This window comes from Sulfuricurvum sp., from assembly GCF_036279695.1.
Taxonomy (GTDB): Bacteria; Campylobacterota; Campylobacteria; order Campylobacterales; family Sulfurimonadaceae; genus Sulfuricurvum.
In genome coordinates this window covers 20,707-38,283 of the sequence record NZ_DASUIQ010000103.1, presented here as the reverse complement: position 1 = coordinate 38,283, position 17,577 = coordinate 20,707, and the positions used below count along the sequence as shown (strand labels likewise).

18 protein-coding genes are annotated in these 17,577 nt (G+C 47.1%); 16 read left to right on the top strand and 2 right to left on the bottom strand.

Translation table 11 applies throughout. The features are described 5' to 3' along the window. Positions 1-4 precede the first annotated feature (4 nt). From VFW36_RS10145 to xseA, 16 genes are all read left to right on the top strand, one after another. Complete coding sequence (locus tag VFW36_RS10145) at positions 5-910, top strand: MBL fold metallo-hydrolase (protein ID WP_329658699.1); 906 nt, start codon at positions 5-7, stop codon at positions 908-910. 2 nt (positions 911-912) lie between these two features. Beyond that, positions 913-1,347 (top strand): DsrE family protein, encoded by a 435-nt coding sequence (locus VFW36_RS10140; RefSeq protein ID WP_329658698.1) that lies wholly within the window; start codon positions 913-915, stop codon positions 1,345-1,347. A gap of 10 nt (positions 1,348-1,357) precedes the next feature. Then, positions 1,358-2,257, top strand: a complete 900-nt coding sequence (locus VFW36_RS10135; RefSeq protein WP_329658697.1) for a DUF302 domain-containing protein — start codon at positions 1,358-1,360, stop codon at positions 2,255-2,257. 66 nt (positions 2,258-2,323) lie between these two features. Continuing rightward, positions 2,324-4,309 (top strand): PhnD/SsuA/transferrin family substrate-binding protein, encoded by a 1,986-nt coding sequence (locus VFW36_RS10130; RefSeq protein WP_329658696.1) that lies wholly within the window; start codon positions 2,324-2,326, stop codon positions 4,307-4,309. A gap of 41 nt (positions 4,310-4,350) precedes the next feature. Next, entirely contained in the window at positions 4,351-5,283 is a 933-nt protein-coding gene (locus VFW36_RS10125; RefSeq protein ID WP_329658695.1) for a DHH family phosphoesterase, read from the top strand. Continuing rightward, complete coding sequence (locus VFW36_RS10120) at positions 5,280-6,650, top strand: M23 family metallopeptidase (protein WP_329658694.1); 1,371 nt, start codon at positions 5,280-5,282, stop codon at positions 6,648-6,650. Before VFW36_RS10125 ends, VFW36_RS10120 begins: the two co-directional genes overlap by 4 nt. Before the next feature lie 49 nt (positions 6,651-6,699). Then, positions 6,700-7,584 carry a UDP-3-O-acyl-N-acetylglucosamine deacetylase gene (gene lpxC / locus VFW36_RS10115; protein ID WP_329658693.1) on the top strand — a complete coding sequence of 295 codons (885 nt, stop codon included), beginning with the start codon at positions 6,700-6,702 and terminating at the stop codon, positions 7,582-7,584. Beyond that, the gene (locus VFW36_RS10110; RefSeq protein WP_329658692.1) at positions 7,577-8,029 is read left to right on the top strand and encodes a hypothetical protein; all 453 of its coding nucleotides are present in this window, start codon (positions 7,577-7,579) and stop codon (positions 8,027-8,029) included. The genes lpxC and VFW36_RS10110 overlap by 8 nt, the downstream gene beginning before the upstream one ends. Before the next feature lie 9 nt (positions 8,030-8,038). Then, positions 8,039-8,920: a homoserine kinase gene (gene thrB / locus VFW36_RS10105; protein ID WP_295013873.1), complete on the top strand. Its 882-nt coding sequence runs from the start codon at positions 8,039-8,041 to the stop codon at positions 8,918-8,920. Between the two features lie 20 nt (positions 8,921-8,940). Further along, positions 8,941-9,195, top strand: coding sequence for a DUF448 domain-containing protein (locus VFW36_RS10100; RefSeq protein ID WP_329658691.1), 255 nt, complete (start codon positions 8,941-8,943; stop codon positions 9,193-9,195). Continuing rightward, the gene (gene infB, locus VFW36_RS10095; protein WP_329658690.1) at positions 9,185-11,716 is read left to right on the top strand and encodes a translation initiation factor IF-2; all 2,532 of its coding nucleotides are present in this window, start codon (positions 9,185-9,187) and stop codon (positions 11,714-11,716) included. Before VFW36_RS10100 ends, infB begins: the two co-directional genes overlap by 11 nt. Further along, complete coding sequence (gene rbfA, locus VFW36_RS10090; RefSeq protein ID WP_329658689.1) at positions 11,713-12,078, top strand: 30S ribosome-binding factor RbfA; 366 nt, start codon at positions 11,713-11,715, stop codon at positions 12,076-12,078. Before infB ends, rbfA begins: the two co-directional genes overlap by 4 nt. After that, complete coding sequence (locus VFW36_RS10085; RefSeq protein WP_329658688.1) at positions 12,068-12,499, top strand: ribosome maturation factor RimP; 432 nt, start codon at positions 12,068-12,070, stop codon at positions 12,497-12,499. The genes rbfA and VFW36_RS10085 overlap by 11 nt, the downstream gene beginning before the upstream one ends. Continuing rightward, complete coding sequence (gene ribD, locus VFW36_RS10080; protein WP_329658687.1) at positions 12,499-13,509, top strand: bifunctional diaminohydroxyphosphoribosylaminopyrimidine deaminase/5-amino-6-(5-phosphoribosylamino)uracil reductase RibD; 1,011 nt, start codon at positions 12,499-12,501, stop codon at positions 13,507-13,509. Before VFW36_RS10085 ends, ribD begins: the two co-directional genes overlap by 1 nt. A gap of 8 nt (positions 13,510-13,517) precedes the next feature. Beyond that, positions 13,518-14,228: a bifunctional demethylmenaquinone methyltransferase/2-methoxy-6-polyprenyl-1,4-benzoquinol methylase UbiE gene (gene ubiE, locus VFW36_RS10075; protein WP_329658686.1), complete on the top strand. Its 711-nt coding sequence runs from the start codon at positions 13,518-13,520 to the stop codon at positions 14,226-14,228. 4 nt (positions 14,229-14,232) lie between these two features. After that, entirely contained in the window at positions 14,233-15,486 is a 1,254-nt protein-coding gene (gene xseA, locus VFW36_RS10070; protein WP_329658685.1) for an exodeoxyribonuclease VII large subunit, read from the top strand. Here xseA and sppA read toward each other — a convergent pair. Together sppA and mqnF are read right to left on the bottom strand one after the other, a co-directional pair. After that, the gene (gene sppA, locus VFW36_RS10065) at positions 15,473-16,345 is read right to left on the bottom strand and encodes a signal peptide peptidase SppA (protein ID WP_329658684.1); all 873 of its coding nucleotides are present in this window, start codon (positions 16,343-16,345) and stop codon (positions 15,473-15,475) included. The two genes, xseA and sppA, sit on opposite strands and share 14 nt — an antisense overlap. Continuing rightward, a complete protein-coding gene (gene mqnF / locus VFW36_RS10060; protein WP_329658683.1) occupies positions 16,342-17,553 on the bottom strand; it encodes an aminofutalosine deaminase family hydrolase in 1,212 nt (403 codons plus the stop codon). Before mqnF ends, sppA begins: the two co-directional genes overlap by 4 nt. Positions 17,554-17,577 lie beyond the last annotated feature (24 nt).

Below are 17,577 nucleotides of genomic sequence, written 5' to 3'. Positions count from 1 at the left end.
AGTGATGAGAGCGTTGTTGGGAACTTTATTGCTAGCCGTGACGAGTTTGAGTGCGTATGATTACGCCCTTAAACCGGTACGTGTAACTCCGGATGTCCATTGCTTTTTCGGCAAACCGGAGATTATGGATAAAACCAACAACGGCAACATCGTCAACAGCTGTTATATCGATGCAGGTGAGGGGTACGTCGTCGTCGATACGGGTCCCTCATACGCCTATGCAGAGTCCGCGTATAACGCAATGAAAAAAATCAAATCCCTCCCCGTTAAACTCGTTATCAATACCCATATCCATGATGATCATTGGCTGGGAAATAACTATTTTACCGAGCAGGGCATTCGTATTTTAGGAACTGATGATTTCAAGGTAAGTGCGGATATGAGCGAGCCTACCCGAATGCAAACCTATATCTCTCCCGAAGCCTACGCTAAGACTAAACCGACGATGCCGACCGAGATGATCAGCACCGATACGACCCTCAAAGTTGGGAATCAAACGTTGGAGTTGAAAATTGCCAAACGCAAAGCCCATACGGTAAAGGATATGGTGGTATATGTTCCGACATCCAAAGTATTGATTGCCGCCGATTTGGTCTTTAATGATCGACTCCCCTCCGTTAGAGGCGGAGACATCAACGGATGGATAGAGGCACTGGATGATTTGGATAAACTAGGTGCGGTGCATGTGGTGGGTGGACACGGAGAGCGAACGGATAAAAAAGCCGCAACTATGACGAGAGAGTATTTTACCCAGATGCGCACCGAGATCCGCTCAGCGATAGCCGAGGGGCTTAGTATCGATGACACTATCAAAAAAGTGACGATGGACGGCTATAAAAAATACAAGCTTTATGAAGGGACACATCGTCATAATGTCGAAGCTTCGTATAGGGTTTTAGAGTGGGAATGATGATGAAACGATTAGCTTTTTTAGGGTGTTTATTCTCTACCATTGCCTTTGGTGATGTCCGTTTTGCGGAACCTGTTCCCTCTATCGAAAAACCGCGTGAAGTCGTCATGGGGATCAGTCACGGAGATGATGAATCGATCCATCACGGTTTGAGCACCGCGAATAATGTCCTCAAATTTTACGGACCCGAAAAGATTCATTTACGAATTGTCGCCTATTATCACGGTATTCGTACATTGCTCAAAAGTGAAAAAGAGATCGCGGTGCGGGTTCGTGCATTGCAACAATACGGTGTCGAATTTGTCGCCTGCGGCAACACGATGGAGACGAAAAAGATCAAAGAAGATCAATTAATCGAAGATGTCGAGATTGTTTCTGCAGGGATTGCCGAAGTGATCGAACGCGCCACTGAGGGCGCATTTTACATTCAACCTTAGGAGTTACAACATGAAAATTCTTCTCATGAGCATATTAGCGGGATTCTTATCCCTTTTTGGCGGTGATCTTCACCTTTTCAGCGTTCCTAACGCAGATGGCAAATACAACGCATCTGTTGTAGAAAAAGCGTTAGAGGCAAACGGTTTTGTGATCTCTGCCAACAGCGAAATGAACGGTCCGTTTATGAAACAGTTCTCTCAAAGCGACTTTAGCCAGTTCAATCTCTTAACGGCGTATCATAAAGTACACGCGGAGAGTTTAGTAAAAGCTCATCCTGATGCGGGAATTTTTGTCCCGATGGGATTCGGTATCTATCAACGTAGTGGTGAAAAAGAGTTGCACGTATCTATTCTTACCGCCGCCGCCATGACAAAAATCGCCGGCTTTAAAGCTAAAGAGTTTGCATTGATCGAAAAAGAGGCTCTCTCATCCCTCAAAAAAGCGTTACCGAATGCGAAGATCACTATGAGCGAAACCTCACTTCCTGCCGAGGGTAAACTACTCAGCCGCTATGTTAAAGCAAGCAGTAGCGAGAGTTGGAAAAGTGACAAAGAAGAGACCGAGATGATGATCGAAGACGGTTTGAAACCTGCCGGTTTTGTGATGTCCAACTTTACCGACTATAACTTTGCTCTCGGCGAAAAGAGCCCGTTTGATTTTTATGATACCTATTCGATCTGTAAACTAAAAGTGATCTATACGGTAGCCAAAACACGTCCGGAAGCGGCGGCATTTGCTCCGTGTACCTTGATGGTGTATAAGAAAAAAGATGCGAATGAAATCGTTATGGGATTTCCGGGTGTGTATAACTGGATGAGCAGTGCTCGTGTTAATGACCCTGAAGCAAAAGCCGTGTTAGTACAGGCACAAAAAGATTTTGAAACGGTTCTGCAAAGTACGGTTGAATAAAATAAAGCATCATTTAACTTTTTCTTAAACTTAATCCTCTTATACTGAGCAGCAGCGAGGTATAAGATGATCAAAACTCTTTTTACTATCTTTTTTATAGTGAATATTCTTTTTGTTTCTTGCTGGGGGCAATCTGAGTCAAATGGCAAACCAACTGCTGTTATCGGCGTTTTGGCATTTCGTTCCAAAGCCGATACCCTCAAAGAGTGGCAGCCCTTAGCCGCTTATCTGAGCACAAAAATTCCGACACACCGTTTTTCTATTCGTCCTCTTACGTATGCCGAGTTCAATGAAGCCGCCGCAGCGGATAAACTCGATTTTATGTTTACCAATCCCGAACACTATATCTATCTCTCCGCGAAATACGGGGCGAGCCGGATGGCAACGCTCATTCGTGCGAATATCGGCGGAGAAGAGTTAACCCAGTTTGGCGGGGTGATTATCGCACGCTCTGATCGTAAAGAGATTCAAACGTTGAGCGATTTACGGGGTAAAAATATTGCCGCCGTGGATGAACTCTCTCTTGGAGGCTATTTAGCTCAGCGTGTATTGCTCAAAGAAAACGGAATTGATATAGTCGAGGAATCGAGTGTCCAATTCACCGATATGCCGCATGACAAAGTGGTCTATATTGTCGAAAGCGGTTCGGCGGATGCGGGGTTCATTCGCACGGGTGTATTGGAAAAAATGGTAAAAGAGGGGAAAATCGATCGCCATGATTTCAAGATTATCCACCGAATAGGAAATTTTCCTCAGGCGCTTTCCACACCCCTTTATCCCGAATGGCCGTTTGCCTCGTCCAAAAAAACGGATCGCTATTTGGCAAACAAGGTTGCAATCGCACTGTTGAATCTCCCTTACGGTTCGGAAGTGACCAAAACAGCAGGATATTACGGATGGAATATCCCCCTCTCGTATGAAGATATTCGGATGATGATGCAGGAACTTCGTCTAAAGCCTTACGACACCGCACCGGAATTTTCACTTAGTGATGTTATTCAACGCTATGGACTCATTGTCATTGTATTGCTTAGCGTGGGGATCGCTCTATTGATATTTTTGTTTGCGAATATGAGAGGTTTGGCGAATCGGTTGCGTTTTAAATCGGAGTCATTGGAAAAACAAATGGCCCTTATCCAAGAGCATGAGAAATCTCTTCGACGTGCCGCCGGTGTGTTTCATAACTCCCGAGAGGGGATTGTCATCACCGATCCGAATAAGATTATTATTGAGGTGAATGAAGCGTTTTGTGAATTGACAGGTTATACGCGAGAGGAATCGATTGGACAAAAGCCGCTGATATTGCGTTCAGGGACACACGACAAAGAGTTTTACGATCAGCTGGATGAAGCGATCAATACGACAGGGACATGGCGCGGTGAGATATGGAATAAAAAAAGAAACGGTGAGTTGTACGCGGAGTTTTTACGTATCGATACGGTACGGGGAAAAAATGGAGAAGTGGAAAACTATATCGGTATTTTCAGTGATATAACCGAGCATAAACAACGCCAAGAACAGCTCCATCATATGGCGAATTATGATCCGTTGACCAATCTCCCGAACCGTCACCTCTTTATGACGCTGGCAGAACAAATACTATCATTCTCTAAACGGAAAAAATCCAAAGCGGTCGTCTCTTTTCTCGATTTGGATGGTTTTAAAAACGTGAATGACGAGTATGGGCATGATGTGGGAGATAACGTTCTGCGTCAAGTCTCCCACCGTTTGGAAAAAGAGCTGCGTCAAAGCGATGCGATTGCCCGTATCGGAGGAGATGAGTTTGTCATCGTTTTTTGTGATGTTAACTCGATAGCTGACGTTCAGCCTCTTCTTGAACGCATATTGAATACGTTAAGAGAACCGTTTTTGGTGAATGGGAACTTGATGAATATCGGAGTAAGTATAGGTGCCGCATTTTATCCCGACCACGGAGAAGAGATTGAGAGTCTCGTTCGTCATGCCGATGCGGCAATGTACCGTTCCAAAGAGAACGGACGCAACAGAATAACCTATTTCGATCAAGAGAAAATGGGGAGAGACGTGTTATAATCTCCATATTTCCGCCTGAACATAGGCACGTTAGAGTATTTATGCCTTTATCCCTGATCGATACCTCTCGTCATATCGTGTTAATTGCCCATATCGATCCCGATGCCGATTCGTTGGGGTCAGCGTGTGCTTTTTACTCTCATCTGATTCGGACGCATAAAAAAGTGACCCTTTTCTGCGCTTCCGAGCACATCGATCCGAATCTCGCTTTTATACCGTGGTTTGAAAAATTCACCCACCGTTTTCCGGAAGATGCCGATTGTATGATCAGCTTTGATTGCGGCAGTTATGCTCGGCTTGGAGTTGACAGAGCGTTGCCGCTGATTGTCTTTGATCATCATGAGAGCAATAACGGCTACGGAACCCACACGATATTCAATACCGATGCGATCAGTACGACGGAAGTCGTTTATGAGTATTTTGTTGCCAACGGTGTAAAAATCAATGGTAAAATAGCGACGGCACTTTATGCGGGACTGCTTGACGATTCGAAATGTTTCCGTGCGAGCGAATGCAGTGCCAAAACATTTGCGATGGCACACGCATTGAACGAGTTAGGTGCCGATCACGCGCTATGCTGTGAGTGGCTTTTCAGACGTCGTTCGCTCTCTTCGCTTCGAGTGCGCGGATTTTTGCTTAAGCAGATGACATTATTAGCGGATGGACGGCTCGCTTTGTTTGAGGTTCCCCTCTCACTGTCGGAAGAGAGCGGGGCGAGCGTAGCAGAGTGCACGAGTGTTTTGGATGAGGCTCTGGAGATGCGATGCGTCCAAATCTCACTCATGATTATCGAACGTCCTAATGGCGGTATCAAGCTCTCTTTGCGTAGTGAGGGGCTGATCAATGCGGCAAATATGATGACCCCTTTGGGCGGCGGCGGACATGCCAAACGTGCCGGTGCCGTTTTAAGAGAAGAAAATCAAAACAAACGTGTCAAAGATTTAATAACCATGATAACAAAGGAGTTGGTGTGAGAAGAGGCCGAAATAATTCGGGAATAGTCGGATGGATAATAGTCGTAGCGGTATTGAGCGCATTAGGTTTTATGGCATTTTCGCCTCTTTTTGAGAGAGATGAGCCGAAAGTGACACTATCTCAACAAGGGTACTGGAATTTTAGAGATCCGATCCATGTTAGTGTCGAAGATGCAAGCGGATTGAAATCCTTTAAAGCGACCCTTTCAACACCGCATGATGAGTGGGTAGTCGCTGATCAAAATACGCCGTCAAAAGTCACCAAACAATCGTTTGATATTCTCCCTCCCAATGGGGTTCGACGTGTTGAAGCGACATCTATTGTCCTTAAAATCGAAGCGACGGATAACAGTTTGTGGGGACTTTTTATGGGGAATACCTATAAACAAGAGATCACCTTGGTAATCGATCAGCGTCAACCGCTCCTTTCCATTATCGCCAACTCCTATAAAATCCAAAAAGGGGGCTCGGCAATCGTTATTTTCAAAGCGGAAGATGCGAATATGGAGAGTTTGAAAATTCAGACCAATTTCGGGAAAACCTTTACCGCACAGCCGTTTATCAAAAAGGGCTATTATGCCTCTTTGCTCGCTTGGCCGGTTCAAGAAGCGAGTTTTAGCGCTACGGTCGTTGCCCGTGATAAAGCAGGAAATGAAGCCAAAAGCGGTATCCCTCTTCGTCTCAAAGATCATGTTTACAAAGTATCGAATATCGAACTTAAAGATCAGTTTTTAGACGGTAAAATCGCTGAACTCGCCAATACCTATGAGCAAACGGCAGGGGTAGATGATCGGTTGCAGCAGTTTAGTATCATCAATGAAAAAGTGCGCAGTGATAATGAAAAAATCATTCACGATATTACCTCAAAAGTCTCGACCAATTTGGTGAGTGATTTCCAACCTGCTCCGTTTTATCCGCTAGTAAACGGTCAAAAGGTGGCTGATTTCGGGGATCACCGTATCTACAGTTATCAAGGGAAAGAGAACCTTTCCAATGCCTACCATATGGGGCTTGATTTAGCGAGTATCCACATGGGAGTGATCACGTCATCCAACGGGGGGAAAGTAGTATTTGCTCAGAATAACGGCATTTACGGAAATCTGCCGATCATTGATCACGGCTTTGGGCTTTATACCCTTTATGGACATTGTTCGGAGTTGAGTGTTCAAGAGGGAGACAGTGTTGCAGGGGGGCAGCAAATTGCTAAAACGGGTCTGAGCGGATACGCGATGGGAGATCACCTCCATTTTGGAATATTGGTACAGGGGATTGAGGTGCGTCCGGAAGAGTGGATGGACAGTAAATGGATCAGCGATAATATTACCAGTGTCGTTGATAACGCCAAAGTTATCATTAACCAACGCTGAAACACGCTATAATTTCTCTATTAGTTTAAGAGCGAGGGAAACACCCATTATGATGCAAACAACGATAGGTAAAAGTGTCGAACTCGTAGGGATCGGTTTGCACCGAGGCTCTCCCGTTAAACTGCGACTTGAGCCTTTAGGTACCAACAGCGGGATTGTTTTTTATCGCAGTGATGCGGGGGTATCGATCCCGCTTATCCCTGAGAACGTCGTTGATACCAAAATGGCAACGGTCATCGGGCGTGAGGGGGTTACGATTTCAACCATCGAGCATATGCTCTCAGCAATTTACGCGTATGGTATCGATAACCTTCGTGTTATTGTCGATGCGGATGAGGTTCCGGTAATGGACGGCTCATCCATGAGCTTTTGTATGCTTCTCGAAGAGGCAGGGATAGTTCCTCAAGATACCCCTAAAAAAATCATGCGGATCAAAAAAGAGGTGATTGTTCAGGAAGGGGATAAGTATGTGAAACTGATCCCCTCCAATGACATGAACTACGATTTCACAATCAAATTCTCCCACCCCGTTATCGATCAGCAAAGCTATGTTTTAGCCTTTACCAAAGAGAACTATAAAAAAGAGATCGCCCGCGCACGAACGTTCGGATTTGTCCACGAAGTGCAGTATCTCCGTTCCAAAGGGCTTGCCCTTGGCGGAAGTTTGGAAAATGCGGTGGTATTGGACGATAAAAAAGTCCTTAACCCCGAGGGGCTTCGCTTCGGCGATGAGTTTGTCCGTCATAAAATCCTCGATGCGATCGGGGATATGTCGTTGATCGGGATGAACTTTATCGGCAACTACGAAGCGTTCGCGGGGAGCCATGATCTCAATCACAAATTGACGTTGGAGCTTCTCAAAGACCCCGCCAATTATGAGATCGTCGAACTTGCGTACGCAGAGTCCAAAGAGTTGGCCAAAGCGTATGCATGACGCCCTCGTCGTCGCGCTGAGTTCTCCCGTTCTTATCGGCGTTTACAAGGACGGCTCTCTCATCGAAGAGATACGTGATGATGGGATGAGCTCGGATGTGTTGGCAGAGATATTTGATGATTTGTTGAAGCGGTATACGTTTGAGCATTTTATCTATGCCAAAGGACCGGGGAGTTTTATGGGGATCAAGGTCACCTATCTTTTTCTCAAAACCCTCAGTATCACGAAAAAAGTTCCCCTTTTAGCAACGGATGCGTTCTTTTTTAACCAAAATAGCCCCATCAAAGCGTACGGAAAGCTCTATTTTGTTAAAAATAGCACAGAAATTGAGTTAAAGCCGCTGACCTCACCGGAGAGTGTTGCTTTTGAACTCCCAAAAACTATCGATTTAGAAAAATTTGATTCGGACAATCTCCCCTATTATGGGATTGATGCCGTAGGATAAGGAAGCCGTTTGTTCGTTAGTGTACCTGCAACGAGTGCCAATTTAGGACCGGGATTTGACTCATTGGGTCTTGCCGTCGATTTACGTAACCAAGTCGAATTGGTTCCGTCACGATTTTTTGCCGTCTCTATCAAAGGGGAGGGGGAAAACAACCCCCGCCTCAAAGGGAACAACCTGTTCGTCTCGATTTTCAACGAACATTATCGCCGTCTCACCCAAAAACGGCAAAATTTCAAATTTACGTTTTACAACCAAATCCCGATGTCACGCGGTTTAGGGAGCTCTTCAGCCGTCATCGTGAGCGCGATCAGCTGTGCCCATGAAGCGGCGGGGGTAAAAGTCTCCAAACGCCGTATTCTCAACCACGCACTGGTGTATGAGTCTCATCCCGATAACATTACGCCTGCGGTTATGGGTGGATTTAATTCGGCGATGGTGGAGAAACAAAAAGTGTTCTCCCAGCAAAAACATCTCCCCGATTATCTCAAAGCGGTCGTTGTTATCCCTAACAAACCGATCTCAACGGCTAAATCGCGCACGACCCTGCCTAAATCGTACAGTAAAGAGAACGCCGTGTTTAATCTCTCTCATACGGCGGTGACGGTCGGGGCATTTTTTAATGAGGATTGGGAGATGCTTCGTCTTGCAACCCAAGATCGGTTCCATCAAAAAGTGCGGATGAAAATGTTGCCGGAACTCTTTGCCGTCCAAAAAATGGCGTACGATAACGGGGCATTGATGTCGACATTGTCGGGCAGCGGCTCGACTTTTTTCAACATGGTCTATGACCAAGACGCCCAGATGCTCGCCGATAAATTCAAATCTGAATTCACCGATTTTGAGATCAAAATTTTGGGGTTTGACAACGACGGTTTAGTTGTCGAACGATAACTAAGAAAGTATTGGATATAATGGCGCAAAAGTTACATCAGCCTATCCGCATGTGCGTGGTATGTCGTGAGCGCTTTGCTCAAGTAGCACTTTTACGTCTTCAATGTCGCAACGGGTTATTGGAACCTTATGCGAACGGAGGGAGAAGTTTTTATATGTGTCGATCGTGTGTTGACCATAAGAAAACTCCGGGTCAGTTGTCCCGTCAATGTAAAAGCGGCGCTAGCATAGAGCTGATGAATCGGTTAAAGGAGATCATCGTTAATGATGGATAAAGTTAGAGTTCATGAAATTGCCAAAGAGCTTGGTATCAATTCAAAAGAGGTAGTGGACAAAGCAGCTGCAATGGGGCTCAATGTAAAAACTGCCTCAAGTTCGGTTTCGATCGAAGAAGCTGAGCAAATCATGAACTATATCATGAGCGGGGCATCGACGGAAACGGCGGCACCCAAGTCCTCCCCAAAAACACCTATCGCAGAAGAAACTCCGGTTGTTGCAGTAGCAGCTGTTGAGAGTATCAAGGTAGCACCGGTCGCCGAAGTAAGTGAAGAGAATACGGATGTCGTAGCTCCGGAAGAGGAAGCACCGAAACGTTCTGGGCTAAAAATCGTCAAGAAAAAACGTCCTCAGGAAGAAGAGTTTGTTGCTCCTGTACGTCATGAGAACACTCCGGTTTCGAGTTACGGAAAACTCAGTGAGCAAGCTCAACGTGAGTTAGAAGCGAAACGCTCTAAAAAAGCTCAAAGCAATAACGCTCCGGTTCAGAAAAAAGATCAAGGGGTACGTCTTGACATTTTCGGCGGCGGGATCTCTGACATCTCTATGGACTACGAAGAAGATCAAGTCGTATTGATGGATTTCAACGATCTGGGTGCTTCGTTGCCGCCTGAAGAAGAACAAAAACCGAAAGAGAAAAAGCCGATCGGTCGTAATTCAGGTAAAAAACAAGGCTCTAACCGCAATAAACCGCGTCAAGTATCTCGTGAAGCTCGCAAACGTTATACCAAAGATGCAAAAGAAGATGAAGTAATTACTCATGTTGAGATTGCGGAAGATGTGCGTGTTTATGAATTTGCAGAAAAAGTAGGGCAAAGTATCTCTGCGGTTATCAAAGTTCTTTTTGACCTCGGAATGATGGTGACCAAAAATGACTTCTTGGGCAAAGACGAGATCGAAATCTTGGCAAGTGAATTCGGTGTCGAAGTAACGACTATCGATCCGAAAGATGCCTTTAACCTTGAGAGTGCATACGATGAAGAGCATGAAGACAGTGAGGGTGCGGTAGAGCGTCCTCCGGTTATTACGATCATGGGGCACGTTGACCACGGTAAAACCTCTCTTCTTGATGCGATTCGTAATGCCAAAGTAGCGCACGGCGAAGCGGGCGGAATTACGCAGCACATCGGTGCCTACTCGGTTGAACAGCACGGTAAACTGATCACATTCCTCGATACTCCGGGGCATGAAGCGTTTAGTGCGATGCGTTCTCGCGGTGCACAGCTCACCGATATTATCGTCATCGTTGTTGCGGCGGATGACGGAGTTAAACCTCAAACCCGCGAATCGGTAAAACATGCGCAAGATGCGAAAGTTCCGGTTATCGTAGCGGTGAACAAAATGGATAAACCGGGTGCGAACCCTGATATGGTAAAAGCACAAATGGCGGAACTCGGACTTAACCCTACGGAGTGGGGCGGAGACGTCGAGTTTATCGGTGTATCGGCAAAAGCGATGACCGGTATCGATGAACTTTTGGAAGCGATCTTGCTTCAAGCGGAAGTGATGGAACTCAAAGCAAACCCTGAAGTTATGGCAAAAGCGGTTGTTGTTGAGTCTACGTTGGAAAAAGGGCGTGGACCGGTTGCTACCGTTATCGTTCAAAACGGAACCCTACACGTTGGTGACAACATCGTGTGCGGCGGTGCTTATGGGCGCGTCCGTGCATTGATAAACGACCGAAAAGCACAGCTTAGAGAGATCGGACCGAGTCAGACTGCCGTGGTTGTCGGACTTAGCGATGTACCGCCGTCAGGTGAAGTGATGATGGCGATGGAGAGCGATCGTGAAGCGCGTGAAGTAGCACAAAAACGTGCTGAGTATGACCGCCACCGCGAGCTTTCTCACAGTACGAAAACGACGTTGGATGAACTTGGTTCATTGATCGCTGAGGGTCGTTTGAAAGCCCTTAAAGTGGTTCTTAAAACAGACGTTCATGGTTCACTCGAAGCGATTAAATCGGCTCTTGCCGAATTGCGTAATGAAGAGGTCAAAGTTGAAGTGATCTCCAGCGGTGTCGGCGGTATTACCGAAAATGACGTCGCATTGGTAAACAACAGCGAAAACTGTGCCCTACTCGGGTTCAATGTCCGTCCGACGGGTAATGTCAACGCTATGGCAAAACAAATGGGTGTAGAGATCAAAACCTACTCTATCATTTATCAGTTGATCGACGATGTCAAATTGTTGCTCGGCGGTATGATGGCTCCGCAATTCCGTGAAGAAAATACGGGACAAGCGGAAGTACGTGATACGTTCCCTATGCCGCGCGGCGCCGGAACGATTGCAGGATGTGTGGTCGTTGACGGTAAACTCGTACGCGGCGGAATGGTTCGCGTTATCCGTGAGGGTGTCGTAATCCATGAGGGTGATTTGACCTCATTGCGCCGTTTCAAAGACGATGTCAAAGAGGTTACCAAAGGGTTCGATTGTGGTGTTGTCCTCAACGGCTATACCGATGTAAAAGTGGGTGACGTTATCGAAACCTTCAAAAAAATCGAGACTAAAGTAACCCTGTGACACCGGCACAAATCAAAATCAAGCGAACGGAGTCGATTCTCAAAGAGTTGATTCCTGAAGCGATCAGCCAGCTCTCCGATGCCCGTGTACGTGAAGTGGATGTTATTGACGTTCACTGCTCACGCGGTCGAAGCGATGCGAAAGTCTATCTCGATCCGCACGATTACACGCCACAAGAGCAAGCGGCATTTTTGAAACTGCTTGAAAAAGCCCGTCCTATCATCGAAGAGCACTGCATGAAAGATCAAGGGTGGTTCCGTAGTCCACGTATGACTTTTGTGTTTGATGATACCCTCAAACGAAGTCAAAATATCGAGGCACTGTTTGCCAAAATCGCCAAGGAGAAAAAAGATGAGTCTTGAATCTGACATCAAAAAAATGGTCGAATCGATCGGCTTGTCTCTTTACGATACGGCTGTTTTTAACGAAAATGAAAATACGATCTTCCGTGTCAGCGTGACCGCACCGGGCGGTGTGACACTGGATAAATGTGTTGAAGCGACCCATCTGATCTCTCCGTTGTTGGACGTAACCTCTCCTGTCGGCGGTGAGTACCGTTTGGAAGTGAGTTCTCCGGGGATTGAACGTAAACTCAAAACACTGGATCATTTTGCTCAATCGATCGGTGAAAAAGTCGTTTTTTCGACCATCAGCAAAGAAAAATACGACGGTGAAGTGGTTTCGGTTGAAAATGAAGAGATCACCATTAAAACCAAAGAGGGGGAAACACACAGTGTCCCTTTCCGCTCTATCAGCAAGGCTAAAACCTACTTCGAGTGGTAATGAAACCCTCAGACGCATATCATGCTATGTCCCTTGCCCTTGAAGCGGCGTGGGACTATCAACTCCTAACTTTCCCTAATCCTGCCGTCGGTGCAGCGTGTATATCTGCGGATGGTTTAATCCTATCACACGGTGCTCATAAAATCGCGGGCGGTCCCCATGCTGAAGTGTATGCACTGCGGGATGCTTACACACTCCTCAGCGGAGACAACACTATTGCCCAATGCGACGATTCCCACACTATACACGATTATCTCCGAACCCACAACAACGGACTTTTTAAATCGATTTCGATGGCGGTAACGCTGGAACCGTGTTCCCACAGCGGAAAGACCCCATCATGTGCACTCCTTATCCGAGATTTAGAGATTAAAGAGCTTTTTATTGCCTGCAAAGATCCTAATCCTGAGGCGGCAAACGGGGGCAAAATTCTCGAAGATGCAGGGATTAAATGTACTTTTGGGGTGATGGAATCTGAAGGGCAAAAACTATTAGAGCCGTTTATCCAGTGGCAAAATAATCCCTTTGTATTTTTTAAATGGGCACAGCGTTTGGACGGGACGATTGATAACGGAACGATCAGCTCAGAAATGTCTCGTGAACATGTCCACGCCCTTCGTGATAGATGTGATTTGATCGTGATCGGAGGCAACACGGTGCGACAGGATCGCCCGACGCTCGATGCACGCTTAGTAGAGGGAAAGGCTCCCGATGTGTTGATTTATTCGCATAATGAGGAATTTGATCGATCAATCCCCCTCTTTCATATCCCTAATCGTCACGTTTTTATTGCCGCTGATTTTGAGCGGATTAAAGAATACCGTTTGGTTATGATCGAAGGAGGTGCGGGGATGTTTGAGGCGAGTCGTGCTGTATGTGATTGGTATCTCAGTTACATTGCACCCAAAATCGGAGGCGGTTCACACACTCTTGGACGCGTTACAGAGGATTTTGAGGTTCTTAGCGCTAAAATCACCGATAATATTATCCTTTGGATGAAGAAAAAATAGGAACGTTTATGACCAAGCAAGAAAAAATCGTATCGATGTTCAATGATATAGCACCCACATACGATCGAGCCAATCGGGTGCTTAGTATGGGTGTCGATACCTTTTGGCGCCGCAGGGCGTGCGATTTGGCGTTTGGTTATTGCTCTACCAAAAATATCGATTCGATTGTCGATGTTGCGTGCGGTACGGGTGACATGATGGGCTACTGGAGCCGTCGTGCCGATAAAGCAGGGATTCGTGTGAGTGAAATCGTAGGGGTTGATCCTAGCGAGGGGATGGTCGGGGTCGGACGCGAGAAATTTCCGACGATGACATTTCATATCGCCCCTGCAACCGAGCTTCCAAAACCGGAAACTTCTGCGGATATTATCAGTATCTCCTATGGTATCCGTAACGTCGTCGAGCGACAAGCAGGATTGCGCGAGTTTAACCGTGTCTTGAAAGCCGGAGGATTGGTGGTAATCCTCGAATTTATGAAAAATGAAAATCCGTCCATGCTCGGAAAAGTGCGTGATTGGTACATGAACAATGTTCTCCCACGCATCGGCGGTTTGATCTCCAACAATTACGAAGCCTACCGCTATCTCCCCGATTCGATCGAGGGATTTTTGACCGTTGCCAAGATGAGAGGCGAACTCGAAGAAGCGGGTTTTGAGATGCTTTACACGAAAAGCTTTTCGATGGATATTTCGACATTGATGATTGCCCGTAAAAAGTAACTCGATGGCAACAACGCTCAGTGTCTCTTCTCTCAATGAGCAGATTAAGACGCTACTCGAAACCTCCTTTGAATTTGTCAGCGTCGAAGGGGAACTCTCCCGCGTGACCAAACACGGTAGCGGACACATCTACTTCACCCTCAAAGACAACGATTCCGCTATCAAATGTGTGATGTTCAAGGGTAATGCCGCACGACTCAAGTTCTCTCTCGAAGAGGGGGCGCATATCATCTTGCACGGGGCACTCAGCCTCTACAAACCGCGCGGTGAGTATCAGATCAATGCGTTTAGTGCCGAACCCTACGGGGCTGGGGCTTTGGCGGTAGCGTTCGAGCAGCTCAAACAAAAGTTGGAATCAAAAGGGTACTTCGACCCGACACGCAAAAAAAGCTTTCCTAAATTCCCCCAAACGATTGTTTTAGTCACCTCCGCGACGGGGGCGGCATTGCAGGACATGCAGCGCGTTGCATCGCATCGATGGCCGCTGGTCAAACTCATCGTACTCGATGTATTGGTGCAGGGCTCAAATGCGGCGGGACAGATTGCTGATGCTTTGCGTTATGCGGATACACTGAATGCGGATGCGGTCGTTGTGGGACGAGGGGGCGGAAGTATCGAGGATTTATGGGCGTTTAACGAGGAGATTGTTGCCGATGCCATTTTCGCCATGCAAACACCCGTAATGTCGGCGGTGGGGCATGAGATCGACTGGGTTATCAGCGACTATGTGAGCGATATGCGCGCCCCTACCCCGAGTGCGGCAATGCAGATGCTTCTCCCCGATCAAAACGAGCTATACCAAAGTCTCGATGAGCTTCGCAACAGTGCTTATGGAATGGTTGCACAACGACTGGAGCGCAAACGTGAACAGCTTCTCTCTATGCAGGAAGCGTTTAAACGTCACGGAGTAGAACATCGTTTGGAGGTTCAACGCGAGCTGGTCAAAGAGCTGCGGGAACGTTTGAACCGACAGATGATGCAGCGCTTAGAGCAAAGCCGCCGTGAGCTTTCCCCGCTTGTGGATCGACTAAACCAAAGCATCGAATCGACATTGCGACAAAAGCAGTTTATGATTACACAGCTCACCGACGGGTTCAATGCCAATCATCCTAAAAATAAAAACAAAAGCGGATTTGCGCAGATCGCCCGTGAGGGGAAAGTGATCGATTTGGATGAACTAAGTGTCGGAGAGCAGTTCGATGCGATGAATGATCATCGCATGGTAAGAGCGGAAGTGGTGGAAATTATTTCAATGTAACGGGTGGGAAGTACATGTGAGCCAAACTGGCTCCCTCCGCCGCGAACTGTTTTAAAAATTTGTCCATCGGGTCTTCTTTATTCCACACCGGCTCTTTAACTTTGCTCAGTGTTTCAACCCGTTTTTTGGCATCGTATTCGACGCCTATGCTATCGACTAAGCCTACTTTTTGGGCTTGGGCGGCGGTAAAGATATGGGCATCCGCATACTCACTGCTACGGTTTACATCAAGTTTTCGAGCGCGTGAGACATCGGCGACAAACATCGCATAGGTTCCGCCGATCACTTTGTCGAGTTCCGCCCGCTCGACATCGCTCCATTCACGGTCAAACGTACCCACTTGTTTATACGTTCCTGCATGGACGACTTGGGTTTTGACCCCCACTTTTTCCATGAGTCCTGAGATGTCGGCACCCTCCATGATCACGCCGATCGAGCCGATCATACTTCCCGGATTGGCGATGATCTCATTTCCCCAGATAGCGGAGTAATAGCCGCCGCTTGCCATGATTCCTGCGGCGTAGACGACGGTCGGTTTGGCTTCACTGAGACGTTTGATGGCGTAGGCGATTTCAACGGAAGGGGCAACGGCTCCGCCGGGGGAGTCGATGCTGAAGAGTACCCCTTTTACCTCTTTGTTTTCACGCGCTTCGTCAATCTGTGTGACGATAGAGGTCGCATCTAAAATCGGACCTGTTAGGGCGATTTTTTGGAGATTGTGGGGGGTGATACCGTCTTCGCCCGAGGGGAGGATAAGCCATAAAACGATGAGCACTAAGACGGTCGCTTTGAAATGCTCTTGGATAAATTTTAGCCCTCTTGCCAGACAGCTACCGATTGTTTTGATGATGTCCATCATTTGATTTTCTCCCCTTGGATATAGACCGATTGGATATTACGAGGCTGAGTAATCAGATGGATAGGCAGTTGCTCGTTGATCGGATAGTTCACTCGCATAATCAAGAAATCAGCATCGAACGTTGGGATGATTTTACCACAATTCAGACGCAATGCCTCCGCCGCATTTGCGGTGACGCTTTGCCACAGGGAATGGGCTAAGGAGACTAGATCATCCTGAGGGTGGATAAAAAGGGAAATTTTCATCTCCTCAAACAGATCGAGAGCATAGTTGGAACTGAGTCCGTCAGTTCCGCAAACGAAGGGGATATGGTGTTCCCCTAGACGGGCTAAGTCGAGCACACCGTTGCCCAGCAGTCGGTTGGAGATAGGGCAATGGATGATCGTGTGATTCCCCTCGGCGATGGTGGATAGCTCTTTGTCCGAGGCTTGAACCGCGTGGGTAAAGAGGGTGGGGGTGTCACGAAAATAGCTCAAAAACTCCTCGGCCGTATTGGCGGCTTGGGTCTGTTTGAGGAAGTTTTTGAAAAACGGTTCAAACGCTCCGCTGTTACTCTCCAACCATTCGCGCTCGGCGGTACTTTCCATGAAATGGGAGGTGACGCGAAGTTCTTTTTCACGGGCATATTTGAGGGCTTTTTGGATCAAAATACGGTGGACGGAGTAGGGGGAATGGATGGCGATAGAGGGGTAGAACCCTTCGCGCTTTAGCTCTTGGGAGGCAAAGAGACGCTCTTGGAAGTTTCCGTACAGGGCATCCGCCATTTGGGGATCTGAGCCGATAAGTTCGTTGAAATAGACCACTTTTTGAGGTGCTTTGAAGCAGGGAGCCAAATCGAACCCGTACGAACTGACCGCCCCGAACGCCGTGATACCGTTGGAGAGCATCGTATCGATGGCACGCGCTGTGCATTCATCGTCACATTCGTTGATCAGCTCATCACGCGCGGCGATAACACTGGAAAGCCACGGCATAAACTCGCCGTAGGTGAGGGTGGAACGGTTGGCGCTAAACTCCAAATGGACATGGGCATTGATAAGCCCCGGAACCAAAACCGACCCCTCTCCCAACTCTAAACATTGATCACTATAACGCTCACGGAGATCGTCGTTCGAGGCGACTTCCAAAATGGTTTTATCAAATACGATACCGTGATCACGGAGGATCACTCCGTCGGTAAAAATTGCATCACATAGAAAGATTTGCACATAGTCCCTTTAGTGGGTAATTTA

What these genes read in the sequence shown, in the direction of transcription:
- VFW36_RS10145 (WP_329658699.1), top strand. Translation starts at nt 5, where the DNA reads ATGAGAGCGTTGTTGGGAACTTTATTGCTAGCCGTGACGAGTTTGAGT.
- ribD (WP_329658687.1), top strand. Translation starts at nt 12,499, where the DNA reads ATGAAACCCTCAGACGCATATCATGCTATGTCCCTTGCCCTTGAAGCG.
- VFW36_RS10140 (WP_329658698.1), top strand. Translation starts at nt 913, where the DNA reads ATGAAACGATTAGCTTTTTTAGGGTGTTTATTCTCTACCATTGCCTTT.
- VFW36_RS10135 (WP_329658697.1), top strand. Translation starts at nt 1,358, where the DNA reads ATGAAAATTCTTCTCATGAGCATATTAGCGGGATTCTTATCCCTTTTT.
- xseA (WP_329658685.1), top strand. Translation starts at nt 14,233, where the DNA reads ATGGCAACAACGCTCAGTGTCTCTTCTCTCAATGAGCAGATTAAGACG.
- VFW36_RS10085 (WP_329658688.1), top strand. Translation starts at nt 12,068, where the DNA reads ATGAGTCTTGAATCTGACATCAAAAAAATGGTCGAATCGATCGGCTTG.
- sppA (WP_329658684.1), bottom strand. Translation starts at nt 16,345, where the DNA reads ATGATGGACATCATCAAAACAATCGGTAGCTGTCTGGCAAGAGGGCTA.
- ubiE (WP_329658686.1), top strand. Translation starts at nt 13,518, where the DNA reads ATGACCAAGCAAGAAAAAATCGTATCGATGTTCAATGATATAGCACCC.
- infB (WP_329658690.1), top strand. Translation starts at nt 9,185, where the DNA reads ATGATGGATAAAGTTAGAGTTCATGAAATTGCCAAAGAGCTTGGTATC.
- VFW36_RS10100 (WP_329658691.1), top strand. Translation starts at nt 8,941, where the DNA reads ATGGCGCAAAAGTTACATCAGCCTATCCGCATGTGCGTGGTATGTCGT.
- lpxC (WP_329658693.1), top strand. Translation starts at nt 6,700, where the DNA reads ATGATGCAAACAACGATAGGTAAAAGTGTCGAACTCGTAGGGATCGGT.
- VFW36_RS10130 (WP_329658696.1), top strand. Translation starts at nt 2,324, where the DNA reads ATGATCAAAACTCTTTTTACTATCTTTTTTATAGTGAATATTCTTTTT.
- VFW36_RS10110 (WP_329658692.1), top strand. Translation starts at nt 7,577, where the DNA reads ATGCATGACGCCCTCGTCGTCGCGCTGAGTTCTCCCGTTCTTATCGGC.
- VFW36_RS10125 (WP_329658695.1), top strand. Translation starts at nt 4,351, where the DNA reads ATGCCTTTATCCCTGATCGATACCTCTCGTCATATCGTGTTAATTGCC.